11 protein-coding genes are annotated in these 18,012 nt (G+C 61.6%); 5 read left to right on the top strand and 6 right to left on the bottom strand.

The window, feature by feature from the left end:
• Position 1: 1 nt before the first annotated feature.
• Together HBO10_RS10820 and msrA are read left to right on the top strand one after the other, a co-directional pair.
• Positions 2-2,695, top strand: coding sequence for a GGDEF and EAL domain-containing protein (locus HBO10_RS10820; RefSeq protein WP_034125612.1), 2,694 nt, complete (start codon positions 2-4; stop codon positions 2,693-2,695).
• A 72-nt stretch (positions 2,696-2,767) separates the two neighbouring features.
• Positions 2,768-3,415 (top strand): peptide-methionine (S)-S-oxide reductase MsrA, encoded by a 648-nt coding sequence (msrA, locus tag HBO10_RS10815; protein ID WP_014716620.1) that lies wholly within the window; start codon positions 2,768-2,770, stop codon positions 3,413-3,415.
• Positions 3,416-3,542: 127 nt separating this feature from the next.
• Here the strand turns inward: msrA and rlmJ are convergent, their stop codons facing one another.
• The 4 genes from rlmJ to putP form a co-directional block, all read right to left on the bottom strand.
• Positions 3,543-4,379, bottom strand: a complete 837-nt coding sequence (gene rlmJ, locus HBO10_RS10810) for a 23S rRNA (adenine(2030)-N(6))-methyltransferase RlmJ (protein ID WP_032893901.1) — start codon at positions 4,377-4,379, stop codon at positions 3,543-3,545.
• A 97-nt stretch (positions 4,380-4,476) separates the two neighbouring features.
• Positions 4,477-5,202 (bottom strand): DUF4123 domain-containing protein, encoded by a 726-nt coding sequence (locus HBO10_RS10805; RefSeq protein ID WP_034125611.1) that lies wholly within the window; start codon positions 5,200-5,202, stop codon positions 4,477-4,479.
• A complete protein-coding gene (locus HBO10_RS10800; RefSeq protein WP_034125610.1) occupies positions 5,202-7,223 on the bottom strand; it encodes a type VI secretion system tip protein VgrG in 2,022 nt (673 codons plus the stop codon). The genes HBO10_RS10805 and HBO10_RS10800 overlap by 1 nt, the downstream gene beginning before the upstream one ends.
• Before the next feature lie 217 nt (positions 7,224-7,440).
• Positions 7,441-8,925: a sodium/proline symporter PutP gene (putP, locus tag HBO10_RS10795; RefSeq protein ID WP_034125609.1), complete on the bottom strand. Its 1,485-nt coding sequence runs from the start codon at positions 8,923-8,925 to the stop codon at positions 7,441-7,443.
• Between the two features lie 461 nt (positions 8,926-9,386).
• Between putP and putA the strand changes: the two genes are divergently transcribed.
• Together putA and HBO10_RS10785 are read left to right on the top strand one after the other, a co-directional pair.
• Entirely contained in the window at positions 9,387-13,340 is a 3,954-nt protein-coding gene (putA, locus tag HBO10_RS10790) for a trifunctional transcriptional regulator/proline dehydrogenase/L-glutamate gamma-semialdehyde dehydrogenase (protein ID WP_034125608.1), read from the top strand.
• A gap of 231 nt (positions 13,341-13,571) precedes the next feature.
• Complete coding sequence (locus HBO10_RS10785; RefSeq protein ID WP_169921991.1) at positions 13,572-15,374, top strand: acyl-CoA dehydrogenase; 1,803 nt, start codon at positions 13,572-13,574, stop codon at positions 15,372-15,374.
• Here the strand turns inward: HBO10_RS10785 and HBO10_RS10780 are convergent.
• Both HBO10_RS10780 and HBO10_RS10775 read right to left on the bottom strand, forming a co-directional pair.
• A complete protein-coding gene (locus tag HBO10_RS10780) occupies positions 15,371-15,664 on the bottom strand; it encodes a cell division protein ZapA (protein ID WP_003187971.1) in 294 nt (97 codons plus the stop codon). The genes HBO10_RS10785 and HBO10_RS10780 overlap by 4 nt on opposite strands.
• On the bottom strand, positions 15,661-15,891 hold the full coding sequence (locus HBO10_RS10775) for a hypothetical protein (protein WP_003187970.1): 231 nt from the start codon (positions 15,889-15,891) through the stop codon (positions 15,661-15,663). The genes HBO10_RS10780 and HBO10_RS10775 overlap by 4 nt, the downstream gene beginning before the upstream one ends.
• 277 nt (positions 15,892-16,168) lie before the next feature.
• Here HBO10_RS10775 and HBO10_RS10770 point away from each other — a divergent pair, with 277 nt between their 5' ends.
• Positions 16,169-17,794 carry a methyl-accepting chemotaxis protein gene (locus tag HBO10_RS10770; protein ID WP_034125606.1) on the top strand — a complete coding sequence of 542 codons (1,626 nt, stop codon included), beginning with the start codon at positions 16,169-16,171 and terminating at the stop codon, positions 17,792-17,794.
• The last annotated feature ends 218 nt before the right edge of the window (positions 17,795-18,012 follow it).

The following is an 18,012-nucleotide window of genomic DNA, read 5'->3' as shown; positions in this document are numbered from 1 at the left end:
CATGAAAAGCCAACCCGATGTCGCCCGTATGGCGGCCGAGGTAGTGACGCAATTACCGGTGCCTTCGCGCCTCGGTATGCTGCGTTTCGAGCGGCTTAATGAGGCAAGCTGGGCCCTGCTCTACCTCGATCCCAATTGCGAACGCCAGTTCGGCCTGCCGGCGGTTGAACTCTGCGCCTTGATCGGCACGCCCTACGCCAGCCTGATGGAACCCCAGGCGCGCTACCAGTTGCACGATGCGATCCAGCAGCAACTGGCCCACAGCCCCCATTATCTGGTGCGCTACAACCTGCACACCCATGACGGCCCGCTGAGCGTGCTGGAGATGGGCGAGGCCTACAAACAACATAACCGCCACCTGGTGCGCGGCTACCTGATGGTGGTCGAGGGGCTGTTCAGCGAGACCAGCGCACCCGCCCCGACGGTCGACCTGGAAAACCAGAACAGCCGCCTGCAAATCGCCCTGGAGCTCAACCAGCGAGCGCAGCAGGAGCAGTTGCAACACCTGGAACGAGTGCGCGCCCAGCAGGAATTGATCCTGCTGCTGGCGCGCCAACGCTACACAACGCCAAATTCCCTGCAAGAAGCCGCTGAACTGATCACGCGCAGCGCCTGCGACATTTACCAGATCGACTGCGCCAGCATCTGGAACCTCGAAGGCCATCATCTGGTACCGATCTCCGCCTATCACCGCGCCGATCAACAACACCATCTGCCTGAAGCCATTGATGCCAGCGGCTTCCCGGATTATCTGGAGGCCCTGCACTCCAGCCGCGCCATCGACGCCACCCACGCCCTGCGCGACCCACGCACCCGGGAAATGGCCGAAAGCCTGCGCGCCAAGGACATCCACGCGATGCTCGACGCCAGCATCCGTGTCGACGGCCAGGTCGTCGGCGTGCTGTGCCTGGAGCAAGGTGGCAGCCCACGCGCCTGGCAGTCCGATGAAATCGCGTTCGCCGGCGAGCTGGCAGACCAGTTCGCCCAAGTCATCAACAACCACAACCGCCGCACTGCCACCAGCGCCCTGCACCTGTTCCAGCGCGCCGTGGAGCAAAGCGCCAACGCGTTCTTGCTGGTCAATTGCGACGGCGTGGTGGAGTACGTCAACCCCAGCTTCACCGCGATCACCCAGTACAGCGCCGAAGAAGTCCACGGCCATCGCCTGGCCCAACTGCCAGCCCTGGAAAACCTCAGCGAATTGCTGTTCGACGCGCCTTCGGCCTTGGCCAAAAGCAACAGCTGGCAAGGCGAGTTCAAGAGCCGCCGCAAGAACCTGGAACCGTACTGGGGCCAGCTGTCGATTTCCAAGGTGTATGGCGACAACCGCGAGCTGACCCACTACATCGGCATCTACGAAGACATCACCCAGACCAAGCTGGCCCAACAGCGCATCGAACGCCTGGCCTACACCGACAACCTGACCAACCTGGGCAATCGCCCGGCGTTCATTCGCAACCTCGACGAGCGCTTTGCCCGCGACAGCGACAGCCCGATCAGCCTGCTGTTGGTGGACATCGACAACTTCAAGCGCATCAACGACAGCCTCGGCCACCAGACTGGCGACAAGTTGCTGATCAGCCTGGCGCGCCGCCTGCGCAACAGCTTGAGCAGCGGCGGCAGCCTGGCGCGTTTTGCCAGTAACGAATTCGCGGTGCTGTTGGACGATGCCGACCTTGAGACCGGCCAGCAGGTGGCCAGCCAGTTGCTGACCACCCTCGACAAGCCGATGTTCGTCGACAACCAGTTGATCAGCGTAACCGGTTCCGTGGGCCTGGCCTGCGCGCCGCTGCATGGCCGCGACCCGCAGACCCTGATGCGCAACGCCGGCCTGGCCCTGCACAAGGCCAAAGCCAACGGTAAGCACCAGGTGCAAGTGTTTACCGAAGCGCTGAATGCCGAGGCCAGCTACAAGCTGTTCGTGGAAAACAACCTGCGCCGTGCCCTGACCCAGAACGAGCTGGACGTGTTCTACCAGCCCAAGCTATGCCTGCGCAGCGGTCGCCTGCTGGGCATGGAAGCGCTGTTGCGCTGGAACCACCCGGAAAAAGGCATGATCCGCCCCGACCAGTTCATCAGCGTGGCTGAAGAAACCGGGCTGATTATCCCCATCGGCAAATGGATCGCGCGCCAGGCCTGCCGCATGAGCCGGCAATTGACGGCCGCAGGCCTGGGCAACTTGCAGGTGGCCATCAACCTGTCGCCCAAGCAATTTTCCGACCCGGACCTGGTGGCCTCGATTGCCACCATCCTCAAGGAGGAACAGCTGCCGGCCAACCTGCTGGAGCTGGAGCTGACCGAAGGCTTGCTGCTGGAAGCCACTGAAGATACGCGCCTGCAACTGGACCAGCTCAAGAGCTTTGGCCTGACCCTGGCGATGGACGACTTCGGCACCGGTTACTCGTCGCTGAGCTACTTGAAAAAATTCCCCATCGACATCATTAAGATTGATCGCAGCTTTATCCATGAAATCCCGGACAACCAGGACGACATGGAAATCACCTCGGCGGTGATCGCCATGGCCCACAACCTCAAACTCAAGGTCGTGGCCGAAGGCATCGAAACCGCTGAGCAGTTGGCGTTCCTGCGCCGGCACCGTTGCGACGTGGGCCAGGGCTACCTGTTCGACCGCCCGATCCCGGGTGCCGAGCTGATGCAGAGGCTTAAACGCTACCCGCGCGGGCCAATCGCCTGACAGCGCTGTAACACTCGGGCACACTGGCTGTCTGACAATTTACTGTTACTCAACCTGACGAGAGGACTGATCATGGTCTTGCGCTCGGAAATTCTGGTGAACAAAAACGTGCTGCCTACTCAAGAACAAGCGTTGCCTGGTCGTGAAACCCCGATGAAGTTACCGGAAACGCACTTCGTCAACGGCAACCCACTGCTGGGCCCGTTCCTGGATGACGTCGGCTTTGCGATCTTCGGCCTGGGCTGCTTCTGGGGCGCAGAACGCAAGTTCTGGCAGCGCGACGGCGTGGTCAGCACCGTGGTCGGCTACGCTGGCGGCTTTACGCCTAACCCCACTTATGAAGAAGTCTGCTCGGGCCTGACCGGCCATAGCGAAGTGGTGCTGGTGGTGTATGACCAGGCCAAGGTGAAATACGAAGACCTGCTGAAAATGTTCTGGGAACTGCACAACCCGACCCAGGGCATGCGCCAGGGCAACGACATCGGCAGCCAGTACCGTTCGGTGATCTACGCCACCACGCCTGAGCAACTGGCGGCAGCCAAGGCCAGTGCCGAGGCGTATCAGCAAGAGCTGAGCAAGGCCGGCCTGGGTGAGATCACCACGGAAATCGAAGAGGCCCCGACGGTGTACTTCGCCGAGGCGTATCACCAGCAGTACCTGGCGAAGAACCCCCAGGGCTACTGCGGGATCGGCGGCACGGGCGTGACCTGCCCGATCTGACCCTTGTGCCATGATCATTCCCACGCTCCGCGTGGGAATGCCGTACTGGATGCTCCGCGTCCGCTTTTAACATCGTGACGCGGAGCGTCACAGGCTGCGTTACCACGCGGAGCGCGGGAACGATCGGTTACTCGGCGATCAGCCAATCCATCTGCCAGCCACCCTGGGTCTGGCCCAGTTGCTTGGACAACCATGGCAGCAACTCACGCAATTCCTCTTCCAGGCCCCACGGCGGGTTGGCAATCGCCAGGCCCGAGCCGGTAAGGGTATTGGGCGTGTCCAGCGGATGCACCAGCAACTCCACACGCAGCAGCTTCGGCGCACCGGTACCGGCCAGGTCCTGGTAGAAACGGCGCAACATGCGCTGGTCTTTCACCGGGTACCAGATCGCCGCCACCGTCTGGCGCATACGGCTAACAGCCTCCTTGAGGGACGCGGCGCAACGCTGCATTTCGTCGAGTTTTTCAAACGGCGGGTCGATCAGCATCAGCGCGCGCTTTTCCGGTACCGGCAGCAAGGCCCGTGGCACGTGCCAGCCTTCGCCCAGATGCACTTTGACGCGGCGATCACCCTTCATGTTGTCCTTGAGCAGCACGCCATCTTCAGGGTGCTTCTCGTTGAGCAACACACGGTCCTGGGGCCGCGTGAGGCGGCGCGCCAGTTCCGGCGAGCCCGGGTAGTAGCGTAACTGGCCATCCGGGTTCATCTCGTGCAACACGCGCATGTAGTCGGCGGTCAGCGGCGGCAGGTCGCTTGCGCCCCACAGGCGGGCGATGCCTTCCAGGTACTCACCGGTGCGGTTGGCCTGGTCGCCCTGCAAGTCATACAAGCCAATGCCTGCGTGAGTGTCGAGGTAGGCGAACGGCTGTTCCTTGCGCGACATCAGGGCGATGAGGCGGGTCAAGGTCAGGTGTTTGAAGACATCGGCATGGTTGCCGGCGTGAAAGGCGTGACGATAATTCATGGTTGCTCCTGCGCAGGGGGCGAAGTTTACCTTCTACCGGTGCAAAGGTGCAGGGCCGCATGGCGGGCGGCACGGAAGTGACGCTATCGCCAGGGGCTCAACTGAGCTGCGAGGCAAGGTAATCAGCCAATGCACCATGGCTGATTTGCGGCCTGCGTGCGAAGTAGGCGACTTTATGCTGCAAGGTTGCTGGCGTAAACGCGGTATAGAGGTCAGGACGCTGCTCTTGGAGCCATTGCAGCAGGTTGTCGACCAGCACCTGCGGTGACTGCTGCGCCATATGCTTGAGCAACGATTCCGGCACCTGCCACCAGGGGCTGGCTGGGGCCGCAGTGACTGGTTTGGCCGCCACCGACAGCGGCTGGCCGTTGATCAAGTAGCGCTGGAACACTGGCAACACGCGCCCGGCCTCGTCGCCTAATGACTGCAACATCGGCAAAAGGTGCGCGCCATCCCAGAAACGCAAAAACACCGGCTGGCTTTCCGGCAGGTACACCTGGGTCAAACCCTTAAAATGCGCGATCACCACCTCCAGCGGGCTGGACGAGACCGCCAGCCAGCCCCAATCCGGCGCTTGGGTGGTGGCTATCCAATCGAGAAAGGCACTGCTCGGCTCAACGACGCCAACGTAGGGCATGACCTCATCCCAGTCAGCGTAGGCCGTGCCCGCCCAGATCGGTCGCGGCATCTTTGCAGCGGCCGTGGCTTGCCAGGCGGCGAGCGGCTTGGCGTCGCTGGCATTGCCCAGCACGGCGTACAGCTGTTCATCAGGCTGCAACGGGTATTGCGCCAGCCAGGCATTGGGCGTCAAGAGCGCGGGCATCAGGACGCACTCCGTGTATGGGCGTCGATGTCGCACTGGCCGCTCTTGCAGCGCTCGCATTCTTCGCAGAACGGCGCGCTGCGTTTGAGGCTGAACACTTGTGCACGGCTTAACGGCGCGGGAACCGCTGCCAATACAGCCTCTTTCAACCCAGGCATTAACGGCGCCGGCGTCGGGGCAGGCGCGCTGCCGAGCTGGATCGGCACACTGCTGAAAATCCCGCCCGCTGACAATGTGATCGACTGCCCGCCCGCCTGGATCGTCACGCTGGCACCCGCATCAATGATGATGCTTTGCCCGGCCCCCAGCGCAATGATTTGCCCGGCACGCATGTGCCGCGAACCGCCAACCACCAGATGGTCATCCTGCTTGAGCTCGGTCAAACGGTTGCCGTGGGTGATGCGCTGCTCCTGGCCCTGCAACTCATGGCGCGACTCGCCGCCCACCTGCACGCGACGCTGGTTATCGACCTGTACCTGTTGATCATGCAGCACATGCTGGGTCCAGTCCCGCTGGGCGCGCAGGTAGATTTCTTCGGCGCCCTTGCGGTCCTCGATACGCAGTTCGTTGTAGCCACCACCGCCAGGGCTGCTCTGGCTACGCCAGAGACTACGGGTCTTGTCCGCGGGCAGGTCGAGGGGCACAGGCGTGGCGGCGTTGGGCAGGCACCCCACCACCAGCGGCATATCCATGTCGCCATTGACGAACCCCACCAGCACTTCCATGCCCACCCTGGGTATCAGCACCACGCCATAACGGTCATGGGCCCAGCCACTGGCGACCCGCAGCCAGCAACTGGAATGGTCGTTGTGCTCGCCGACACGATCCCAGGCCAGTTGCACCTTGACCCGGCCGTATTCGTCACAGTGAACCTCACTGTCAACCGGGCCGGTGACCACTGCACTTTGATATCCCGATACCGTCGGGCGCGGCTGCTCCGGCAAGGGCGGACGAAACACCGCATCCCATGGCGCGGCGACAAATGCGTTGCGATACCCTTGGCGCAGTTCCCCTCCGTCCTCCTCGGTGACCGCCTCCTCCAGCACCTGAGGCTGCTTGCCTTCATGGCGCACCTGCGTCACCAGCCACAGGTCGTTCCAGTCCTCACGGGGGTGCTCACGCAACTGCAGAAACCGGCCACTGGCCAACGCCGGCTCATCGCCCTGGCCATGGGCACTACGATAGTCGCTGCGGTACCGCTCCAGGCCACGCTGGGCGAGGCATCTGCCTTGGGCTCGGTCGGAAAAGTTGCCGGGGTAGTGCTGCGCTTCAAGCTTGGGCAATGACTTGTCGACGGCTGCGCTTTCCAGCTCGACATGGGGTTTGCGAAAGTCGTAATCGCGAAGATTCAACGCCGTGGTGCAGGTCGCCAATTGCAAGGTGAAGCGCTTGATCGCAGTGGTAGCAGCGACCATTCCCGAACCAGGCCGGTACGGCGTGGGCTGATCTGCCTGGGCAAATACGGTCTGGTCATCGCCAAACACCAGCAGGTGCCCTGCGGGGGAATGCTGGAAGTGATAGTGAATCCCCAGCTCGGCACACAGGCGCTGGATGAACGCCAGGTCGCTCTCGCCGAACTGCACGCAATATTCACGCTCAGGGTAATCACCGCTCAACCGGAACTCGAAGCGGTCACTGTGAATCCCCTGCCCGGCCAGCACTTGGGCAACAATCTGCGGCACCGTCTTATGCTGAAAAATGCGCTGGTGGCTGCTGTGTGCCAGGTACGCCAGATGCGGCGCAAGGCTGAGCTGGTAGCGCGTCAGGCGCCGGCCCGAGTCGCCCTGGGCAACCCGATACACCAGGCCGTGAACGCCATGCCCCTGATCGTCGAAGCCCAAGTACACCTGGCGATGCAGCAAGCCCTCCAGGTCGATATCCGGCTGCTCGCTGACCAACTCAAGTTCAAAACGATAGGGCTGGCTGATGGCCTCGGTGCCGTCGAACGCGAACACCTCGAAATCACTCGGCGCCCCATCCAGGGCCAGGGTAAATGCAGGTTGGTTGGCAGGAGCGAACATCCGGTGTTTCTCTGCGAAGGGTGGGCGGTCGATTCTGCACCAGCCGTTCGCCTTGCCGAGCGCTGCCTCGGCAAATAAGTAAGGTCCTACGTGAGCGCCGCTGGAACCCACGGGCATCGACGGCAATTGCACCAATCAGCCCACACAAAAAAAGGCCCAGTGTCCTTCGGACGTGGGCCTTTCTTGTTCGTTCAGTAGGCGTTAAACGCCCAGCGAATTACTTGTTCAAGTTGTAATCTTTTTCCGCAGCATCAAAACGCTCGACCATGCCCACCGTCGGTGCGCCCATCTTGCTCACGAAGTAGATCGCCAGGCTGGCGAAGATGAAGCCTGGGATGATTTCGTACAGGCCCAGCAATTCGAAGTGCTTCCACACGATCACGGTGATCGCGCCGACCAGGATGCCGGCCAGGGCGCCGTTGCGGGTCATGTGTTTCCAGATGACCGAGATCAGTACCACAGGGCCGAAGGCTGCACCGAAACCGGCCCAGGCGTAGCTGACCAGGCCCAGTACACGGTTTTCCGGGTTGGCGGCCATGGCGATGGCGATCAAGGCCACTACCAGCACCATGATGCGACCGACCCATACCAGCTCAAGCTGGGAAGCGCCTTTGCGCAGGAACGCCTTGTAGAAGTCTTCGGTCAGGGCGCTGGAGCACACCAGCAGTTGGCAGCTCAGGGTGCTCATCACAGCCGCCAGAATGGCCGACAGCAACACACCGGCAACCCATGGGTTGAACAGGATTTTGGCCAGCTCGATAAACACACGCTCTGGGTTTTCAGTCACCGGGCCTGCCACTTCCGGGTGCGCCGAGAAGTAAGCGATACCGAAGAAGCCCACCGCCACGGTGCCGCCCAGGCACAGGATCATCCAGGTCATGGAGATGCGACGCGCCTTGGCGATCGACTTAACCGAGTCCGCCGCCATGAAGCGCGCGAGGATGTGCGGCTGGCCGAAGTAGCCCAGGCCCCAGCCCATCAACGAGATAACGCCGATGAAGGTGGTGTTTTTCAGCATGTCGAAGCTGGTCGGGTCCTTGGCTTCAATGGCCAGGAAGGTGGTGTCTACGCCGCCGGTGGCCAGCAGCACGATGATCGGCGTGAGGATCAGCGCGAAGATCATCAGCGTGGCTTGCACGGTGTCGGTCCAGCTGACTGCCAGGAAACCACCGATGAAGGTGTAGGCAATAGTCGCTGCAGCACCGGCCCACAGCGCGGTCTCGTAGGACATGCCAAAGGTGCTTTCGAACAGGCGGGCGCCGGCGACGATGCCGGAGGCGCAGTAGATGGTGAAGAACACCAGGATCACCACAGCGGAGATGATCCGCAGCAGGCCGCTTTTATCTTCGAAGCGGCTGGAGAAGTAATCCGGCAGGGTCAGGGCGTCGCCGTTGTGTTCGGTCTGCACGCGCAGGCGGCCGGCCACGAACAACCAGTTGAGGTAGGCACCGACGATCAGGCCGATGGCAATCCAGCTTTCCGACAGACCCGACATGTAGATCGCGCCCGGCAAGCCCATCAACAGCCAGCCGCTCATGTCGGAAGCACCAGCGGACAAGGCTGTCACCACGCTACCGAGGCTGCGACCGCCCAGAATGTAATCGGAAAGGTTGTTGGTAGAGCGATAGGCCATAAGGCCGATCAGAACCATTGCTGCGATGTAGATCACGAACGTGATCAGGGTTGGATTACTAACGCTCATAGGAGTGACGCCCTGGCTTTGTTTTTATGTAGCGACGGTCATGGGGACGGCCACCCGTGGATAACCGGATAGACGAACCTGCATGCCGCGCATTTATGACTGACGTTTCCCCAGGAAAGCCGCCAGCCGATGAACCCACCCAGAGGGTTGGTTGCACCTTGGTGCGCGAATGCTATTCAACAAAGCAAATAAGGTGCAACCAGTTTCTGCCGTTTAAGTTGCACCCAAGTATGTTTTAGGACAAACGCGCTTTTTTTGCTCCTTTTCGGAGCAAGAACAGCCGATCTCAGAAGAAAATGCACCAGCGCGAAGCGGATTCGGTCGTGTGTTTATTTTTTTCCGATCAAGCGTCGAACATTTAACCAACAAAAGGGTTGCACCCGGTTGCACCTCAGGATGGGCAAAGCTAATCTTGCCGCCAGCAGATGCCACTCGGTAGTGGCACCCATGAGGATAAAAAAATGGCAACGACCACCCTTGGGGTCAAACTCGACGACCCGACCCGCGAACGCCTGAAGGCCGCCGCGACCTCCATTGATCGCACGCCGCACTGGCTGATCAAGCAGGCGATTTTCAATTACCTGGAGAAACTCGAGGGTGGTGCAACCCTGTCCGAGCTCAATGGCTTGAGCACCAAGGAGGCCGATGATGCCGGCGAGGTCCAGGCCGACCACGCCCACCAGTGCTTCCTTGAGTTCGCCGAGAGCATTCTGCCGCAATCGGTATTGCGTGCCGCAATCACCGCCGCTTACCGCCGCCCCGAGCCGGAAGTGGTACCGATGCTGATCGAACAGGCGCGCCTGCCGGCACCGATGGCCGAAGCCACCAACAAGCTGGCCGCGAGCATTGCCGAAAAACTGCGCAATCAGAAGAGTGCCGGCGGCCGTGCCGGTATTGTTCAGGGCCTGCTGCAAGAATTCTCCTTGTCGTCCCAGGAAGGCGTGGCGCTGATGTGCCTGGCCGAAGCGCTGCTGCGTATCCCGGACAAAGGCACCCGCGATGCGCTGATCCGCGACAAGATCAGCACCGGCAACTGGCAGCCCCACCTGGGCAACAGCCCATCGCTGTTCGTCAACGCCGCTACCTGGGGCCTGCTGCTGACTGGCAAGCTGGTGTCCACCCACAACGAAGCAGGCCTGACCTCGTCCCTGAGCCGCATCATCGGCAAGAGCGGCGAGCCGATGATCCGCAAGGGCGTCGACATGGCCATGCGCCTGATGGGCGAGCAGTTCGTCACCGGCGAAACCATCGCCGAAGCCTTGGCCAATGCGAGCAAATTCGAAGCCAAGGGCTTCCGCTATTCCTACGACATGCTCGGTGAAGCCGCACTCACCGAACACGACGCCCAGAAGTACCTGGCCTCGTACGAACAAGCCATTCATTCCATCGGCAAAGCCTCCCATGGCCGTGGGATCTATGAAGGCCCGGGCATCTCCATCAAGCTCTCCGCCCTGCACCCGCGCTACAGCCGTGCGCAGTACGAGCGCGTGATGGACGAGTTGTACCCGCGCCTGCTGTCGCTGACTTTGCTGGCCAAGCAGTACGACATCGGCCTGAACATCGACGCCGAAGAAGCCGACCGCCTGGAGCTGTCCCTGGACCTGCTCGAGCGCCTGTGCTTCGAGCCGCAATTGACTGGCTGGAACGGCATCGGCTTTGTGATCCAGGCGTACCAGAAGCGTTGCCCGTATGTGATCGACTACGTCATCGACCTGGCCCGCCGCAGCCGCCATCGCCTGATGATCCGCCTGGTAAAAGGCGCGTACTGGGACAGCGAAATCAAGCGCGCCCAGGTCGAAGGCCTGGAAGGCTACCCGGTCTACACCCGCAAGGTATACACCGACGTTTCCTACATTGCCTGCGCACGCAAACTGCTGTCGGTGCCGGAAGTCATCTACCCGCAGTTCGCCACGCACAACGCCCACACCCTGTCGGCTATCTACCACATCGCCGGTCAGAACTATTACCCCGGCCAGTACGAGTTCCAGTGCCTGCACGGCATGGGTGAACCGCTGTACGAACAGGTTGTAGGCAAGGTTTCCGAAGGCAAGCTGAACCGTCCGTGCCGTGTATACGCACCGGTTGGTACCCACGAAACACTGCTGGCCTATCTGGTACGCCGCCTGCTGGAAAACGGCGCCAACACCTCGTTCGTCAACCGTATCGCTGACCAGTCCATCTCGATCCAGGAATTGGTAGCCGACCCGGTGGCCAGTATCGAGCAAATGGCAACCCAGGAAGGCGGTTTCGGCCTGCCACACCCGCGCATCCCTTTGCCGCGTGACCTGTACGGCAGCGACCGCGCCAACTCGGCCGGTATCGACCTGGCCAACGAACATCGCCTGGCCTCGCTGTCCTGCGCCCTGCTGGCCACCGCTCACAACAACTGGAAGGCCGCACCGATGCTCGGTTGCGCCGCCAGCAATGAAGCGGCACAACCAGTGCTGAACCCATCCGACCTGCGTGACGTGGTCGGCCAGGTACAGGAGGCCACCGTCGAAGACGTCGACAACGCCATCCAGTGCGCCATCAGCGCCGCACCGATCTGGCAGGCCACCCCGCCCGCCGAACGCGCTGCCATCCTCGAACGCGCCGCCGACCTGATGGAAGGCGAGATCCAGCCGCTGATGGGCCTGCTGGCCCGCGAAGCCGGCAAGACCTTCGCCAACGCCATCGCCGAAGTGCGTGAAGCCGTGGACTTCCTGCGTTACTACGCAGTGCAGGCGCGCAACGACTTTACCAATGACGCCCACCGCCCATTGGGCCCGGTGGTGTGCATCAGCCCGTGGAACTTCCCGCTCGCCATCTTCAGCGGCCAGGTAGCTGCAGCGCTGGCTGCCGGTAACCCGGTGCTGGCCAAGCCTGCCGAGCAGACGCCGCTGGTGGCTGCCCAGGCCGTACGTATTCTGCTTGAAGCCGGTATTCCGGAAGGCGTGCTGCAATTGCTGCCAGGCCAGGGCGAAAGCGTCGGTGCCCGTCTGGTGGGTGATGATCGCGTCAAAGGCGTGATGTTCACCGGTTCCACCGAAGTGGCGCGCCTGCTGCAACGCAATGTCGCCGGTCGCCTGGATGCCCAGGGTCGCCCGATTCCGCTGATCGCCGAAACCGGTGGCCAGAACGCGATGATCGTCGATTCCTCGGCGCTGACCGAACAAGTGGTGATCGACGTCGTATCGTCGGCCTTCGACAGCGCCGGTCAACGTTGCTCGGCCCTGCGCGTACTGTGCCTGCAGGAAGATTCGGCAGACCGTGTGGTCGAAATGCTCAAGGGTGCCATGGCTGAATGCCGCCTGGGTAACCCGGAACGCCTGTCGGTCGACATTGGCCCGGTGATCGACGCCGAAGCCAAGGCCGGTATCGAGAAACACATCCAGGCCATGCGTGACAAAGGCCGCAACGTTTACCAGGTGGCGATTGCCGACGGTGAAGAGATCAAGCGCGGCACCTTCGTGATGCCGACCCTGATCGAGCTGGAAAGCTTCGACGAACTGCAACGCGAGATCTTCGGCCCGGTATTGCACGTAGTGCGCTACAAGCGCAAAGAGATCGACCAGCTCATCGGCCAGATCAACGCTTCCGGCTACGGCCTGACCCTGGGCGTGCACACCCGCATCGACGAGACCATCGCCAAGGTGATCGACAACGTCAATGCCGGTAACGTCTACGTCAACCGCAACATTGTTGGCGCCGTGGTCGGCGTGCAGCCGTTCGGCGGCGAAGGCCTGTCCGGCACTGGCCCCAAAGCCGGTGGCCCGCTGTACCTGTACCGCTTGCTGTCGACTCGTCCTACCGATGCGATCGAGCAATCCTTCGTACGGGGCGACAAGCTGGCCGCGCCGGACGTGCGCCTGCGTGATGCCATGAGCCAATCGCTGACCGCCCTGAAAACCTGGGCCGACGGCAATAAGTTCAGCGAACTGAGCGCGTTGTGCACGCAGTTCGCCGCCCAATCGCAGAGCGGTATCACCCGCCAACTGGCCGGCCCGACTGGCGAGCGCAACAGCTACGCCATCCTGCCGCGCGAGCACGTGCTGTGCCTGGCCGAAGTGGAAGGCGACCTGCTGACCCAACTGGCGGCGGTATTGGCCGTCGGTGGTTCGGCGGTATGGCCGGAAACCGAACTGACCAAGGCCTTGTTCCCACGCCTGCCTAAAGAGATTCAGGCGAAGATCAAGCGCGTGGCTGACTGGACCAAGGACGACGTAGTGTTTGACGCCGTGCTGCATCACGGTGATTCCGACCAACTGCGTGCGGTGTGCCAGCAAGTGGCGCAGCGCAGTGGGGCGATTGTCGGGGTGCATGGCCTGTCGCAAGGCGAAACGGCGATTGCGCTGGAGCGTCTGGTGATCGAGCGTGCGTTGAGCGTAAACACCGCCGCGGCGGGTGGTAACGCCAGCCTGATGACCATCGGCTAACTGATACAACGCGGCTGATCGTTCCCACGCTCCGCGTGGGAATGCAGCTCAAGGACGCTCTGCGTCCAGAAGCGTGACGCGGAGCGTCAAAAGAGGCGTTCCCACGCAGAGCGTGGGAAAGATCTCGATGCCTCGCCAGCGTTCTGCCCTTCTATCACTTAAATCAATCTTGCTATCCACCCTCCATTCGCGGACTTAGACTCAGGCCAATTCCTTCAAAGGTACGCCGCCATGTCCGAGACGCTGCTCAGTTCCCGCAATCTGGCTTTCGAGCTGTACGAAGTCCTCGATGCCGAGGGCCTGACCCAGCGCGAGCGGTTTGCCGAACACAACCGCGAAACCTTCGATGCCGCGATCAGCACGGCGCGCAATATCGCAGAAAAATACTTCGCCCCTCACAACCGCAAGAACGACGAAAACGAGCCACGCTATGAAAACGGCCAGGCGATCCTGATCCCGGAGGTCAAACCCGCCGTGGACGCCTTCCTTGAAGCCGGCTTCCTCAACGCAGCACGTAGCTTTGAAGCAGGCGGCATGCAACTGCCGACCCTGTTGTCCCAGGCTTGTTTCGCGCACTTCCAATCGGCCAACGCCGCCTCGACGTCCTACCCGTTCCTGACCATGGGCGCCGCCAACCTCATTGAGAGCTTCGGCACCGAGGAGCAGAAACAACGCTTCCTGCAGCCAATGATCGACGGGCGCTTCTTCGGCACCATGGCCCTGACCGAGCCCCATGCCGGTTCCTCCCTGTCGGACATTCGGACCCGTGCAGAACCCGCGGCTGACGGCAGTTATCGGCTCAAGGGCAACAAGATCTTTATCTCCGGTGGCGACCATTCGCTGTCGGAAAACATCGTGCACATGGTGCTGGCCAAATTGCCGGACGCTCCCGCAGGCGTGAAGGGCATTTCGCTGTTTATCGTGCCCAAGTTCCTGGTCAACGATGACGGCAGCCTGGGCGCTCGCAACGATGTGCTGCTGGCGGGGCTGTTCCACAAGATGGGCTGGCGCGGCACCACGTCCACGGCGCTTAACTTTGGCGATAACGGCAACTGTGTCGGCTACCTGGTGGGCAAGCCGCACCAGGGGCTGAGCTGCATGTTCCAGATGATGAACGAGGCACGCATCGGCGTAGGCATGGGCGCGGTGATGCTCGGTTACGCCGGCTACCTTTACTCGCTGGACTACGCCCGCGAACGGCCCCAGGGGCGCCTGCCGGATAGCAAAGACCCGAGCACCGCACCGGTGGCGATCATCCAGCATGCCGACATCAAGCGCATGCTGCTGACCCAGAAAGCCTATGTGGAAGGCGCCTTTGACCTCGGCCTCTACGCGGCGCGGCTATTCGACGACACCACCACCCTGCAAACCGACACCGAGCGCAAGCAAGCCCACGAACTGCTCGACCTGCTCACGCCCATCGTCAAATCCTGGCCGTCGGAGTTCTGCCTCAAGGCCAACGAGCTGGCGATCCAGATTCTCGGCGGCCACGGCTACACCCGCGAATACCCGGTGGAGCAGTACTACCGCGACAACCGCCTGAACCCCATCCATGAAGGCACCCACGGCATCCAGTCCCTGGACCTGCTCGGGCGCAAATTGGCGCAGAACGGCGGCGCCGGTTTAAAGCAGTTGATTCGCCTGATCGCCGAAACCGGAGCCCGGGCGCAAAAGCACCCTTCACTCACGGCACTGCGAGAGCCTCTGGAGCAACTGGTAAACCGGCTGCAAAGCGTCACGATTGGCCTGCTGACCGATCTCGCCCAAGGCAAGGTCAACAGCAGCCTGGCGAACTCGGCGCTGTACTTGAAAGTGTTCGGGCACACGGTGATTGGCTGGCGCTGGCTGGAACAGGCGATCCGCGCCGAAGAAGGGCTGGCCAAGGGGGAAGCGGCTGACGCGGCCTTTTATAAGGGCAAGCTCCAGGCCGCCCGGTACTTCCTGACCTGGGAAGTACCGAGCTGCCATCATGAACTGGCGATTCTGGAAGCACGCGACGATACGTGCCTGGGCATGCAAGACGAGTGGTTCTAAGGCTGACCGATCACCTTGGAAATCACATCGACCGTGGCGCTGACTTGCTCTTGGTAACGGTCGAGTTCCTGCTGGTGCGCCTGTTGCATTTCAATCTGCTCGGCGCACAGGTTCAGCGCGGCCAGTACCAATAGCTTGTCACCGATCAGGGTCGGGTACTTTTTCTTGGTAACCGCCAGGGAGGCCTTGAGCATGGTCACGGCATGCATCAGGGTCTGATCTTCGCCGGCCGGTGCCTTGATCGAGTAATCCTCTCCGAGAATCGAAACGACCTTTATGCCCTCACTCATGCGCTGACAGGCCCTGCACTTACACGCTCAACCAGCGCCTGGATGCGGGCGGCGGTGGCGCCGTGCTTTTCTTCCTGTTCCATCAGGTTCAGTTGCAGGCTGTCGTTTTCGTCCTTGGCGCGGGCCAGCTCGGCCTTGAGGGATTCGTTGCTGCCCAGCAATTCTTGATTCTGCTGTACGAGGTCGCTGACCAGTTGTTCCAACTGGCTGAGGGATGCTTCTAACATTTTGATTTCTCGGGCTTTTAAAAAGGGCGGTGACGATAAAGAAAATTCACCTCGGATGCCAGGGTTATCCCTGGCCGCGCAGCCCGATGATGCAAGGCCGGGCCGCACTTTCGAGCCTTAGTGACTGCATTTACCCGATCTGGTTCCTGAACTCACCCAACCCCTGGTCCGATGCGACAAAAGCGCGCGCCCCCTTAAGACTTTAGTCGCATGGCCGATAAGGCGGGCACACCTCGTCTCATGGCCGCATGGATAGCGCCTCCCCCAGGACTCCAGCATGTCTCTTCGTAATATGAATATCGCCCCGAGGGCCTTCCTCGGCTTCGCGTTTATTGGCGCCTTGATGTTGTTGCTCGGTGTGTTCGCCCTGAACCAGATGAGCAAAATTCGTGCAGCCACCGAAGACATCACCTCGGCCAGCGTGCCCAGCATTCGCGCCCTGGATGAATTCACCCAACTGACCCTGCGCCTGCGCGTGCTGTCGTACCGCTTGCTGACCAACCGCGAGCCGGATGTACAGCAAAAGACCCTGGAAGCCTTTGAACTGCGCAATCAGCAGATTCGCACAGCCCAGGACATCTACGAAAAACTGATCACCAGCACCGAAGAGCGCAACGTCTACAACGAGTACGTCCGCTTGCTGGGCCAGTACCGCCAGATTGAAGAGCGCATGAAGAGCCTGTCTCGCGCCAATCAGGTCAACGAGCTGCGCAGCCTGCTCAACACCGAGTTGCTGGACAACTCCGAGCAGGTCAATGCGGTCTTGACCCGCTTGCTGGATATCAATAACGACGACGCCAACGCCACCAACCAGCGCGCCAAAGACCAATACGACATGGCCTTTGACCTGGTGGTAGGCCTGCTGGTGATTGCCACGGCGCTGACCTTGCTGTTTGCCTGGTTGCTGACCCGCAGCATCACCCTGCCCATCGCCCAGGCGCTAGAAGCCGCCGAAGAAGTGGCCGAAGGCAACCTGACGCGCCCGATCAGTGTGGACGGCAACGACGAAGCCGGGCGCCTGCTCGCGGCCATGGCCAAGATGCAACACAAACTGCGCGACACCCTGCAACGTATCGCCGGCTCCGCTACCCAGCTGGCGTCTGCCGCTGAAGAGCTGAATGCGGTCACCGACGAAAGCGCCCGTGGCCTGACCCAGCAGAACAACGAAATCGAACAGGCCGCCACTGCCGTCAACGAGATGACCAGTGCGGTGGAAGAAGTCGCACGCAACGCGGTGAGCACCTCCGAAGCCTCGCGCAATGCCACCACCTCTGCCGGTGACGGTCGCGACCTGGTGCAGGAAACCGTTAGCGCTATCGAACGCATGAGTACCGACGTGCAGGCCACCGCCTCCCTGATTGGCGACCTGGCCAATGAATCGCGGGATATCGGTAAAGTGCTGGACGTGATCCGTGGCCTGGCTGACCAGACCAACCTGCTGGCCCTGAACGCCGCGATCGAAGCAGCTCGAGCCGGGGAAGCCGGGCGTGGTTTCGCCGTGGTGGCCGATGAAGTGCGGGCGCTGGCCCATCGCACCCAGCAGTCCACCAGCGAAATCGAGCGCATGATCGGCAGCATCCAGACAGGCACTGAACACGCGGTGGATTCGATGCGCAACAGCACCGAGCGCGCCGAATCGACACTCAACATCGCCCGAGGCGCGGGCCTGTCGCTGGACACCATCAACACGGCGATTGTGGAAATCAACGAGCGCAACCTGGTGATCGCCAGTGCGGCGGAAGAACAGGCCCAGGTGGCGCGGGAAGTGGACCGCAACCTGGTGAATATCCGTGACCTGTCGGTGCAATCGGCAACCGGCGCCAGCCAGACCAGCGCGGCGAGCGGTGAGTTGTCGCGCTTGGCGGTGGATCTGAATGGGATGGTCGGAAGGTTCCGCCTCTGAAATAAGCCTTTGCTCACACCCCATACCTTGTGGGAGCTGGCTTGCCTGCGATAGCAATCTGTCAGCTGACGCCCATGGCGCCTGGCACACCGCAATCGCAGGCAAGCCAGCTCCCACATTTGAGCGATGTGCAGCCACAAAAGCTTTTTGACAGCGCAGCAATTCAACAGGTTAGAATCCCTGGCACGCAGACTGCATGGTCAGTTTGCGCCCCGTCT

The sequence above is a fragment of the Pseudomonas sp. WS 5503 genome (assembly GCF_012985385.1).
Classification (GTDB): Bacteria; Pseudomonadota; Gammaproteobacteria; order Pseudomonadales; family Pseudomonadaceae; genus Aquipseudomonas; species Aquipseudomonas paracarnis.
This window is presented reverse-complemented; position numbering and strand designations above follow the sequence as displayed.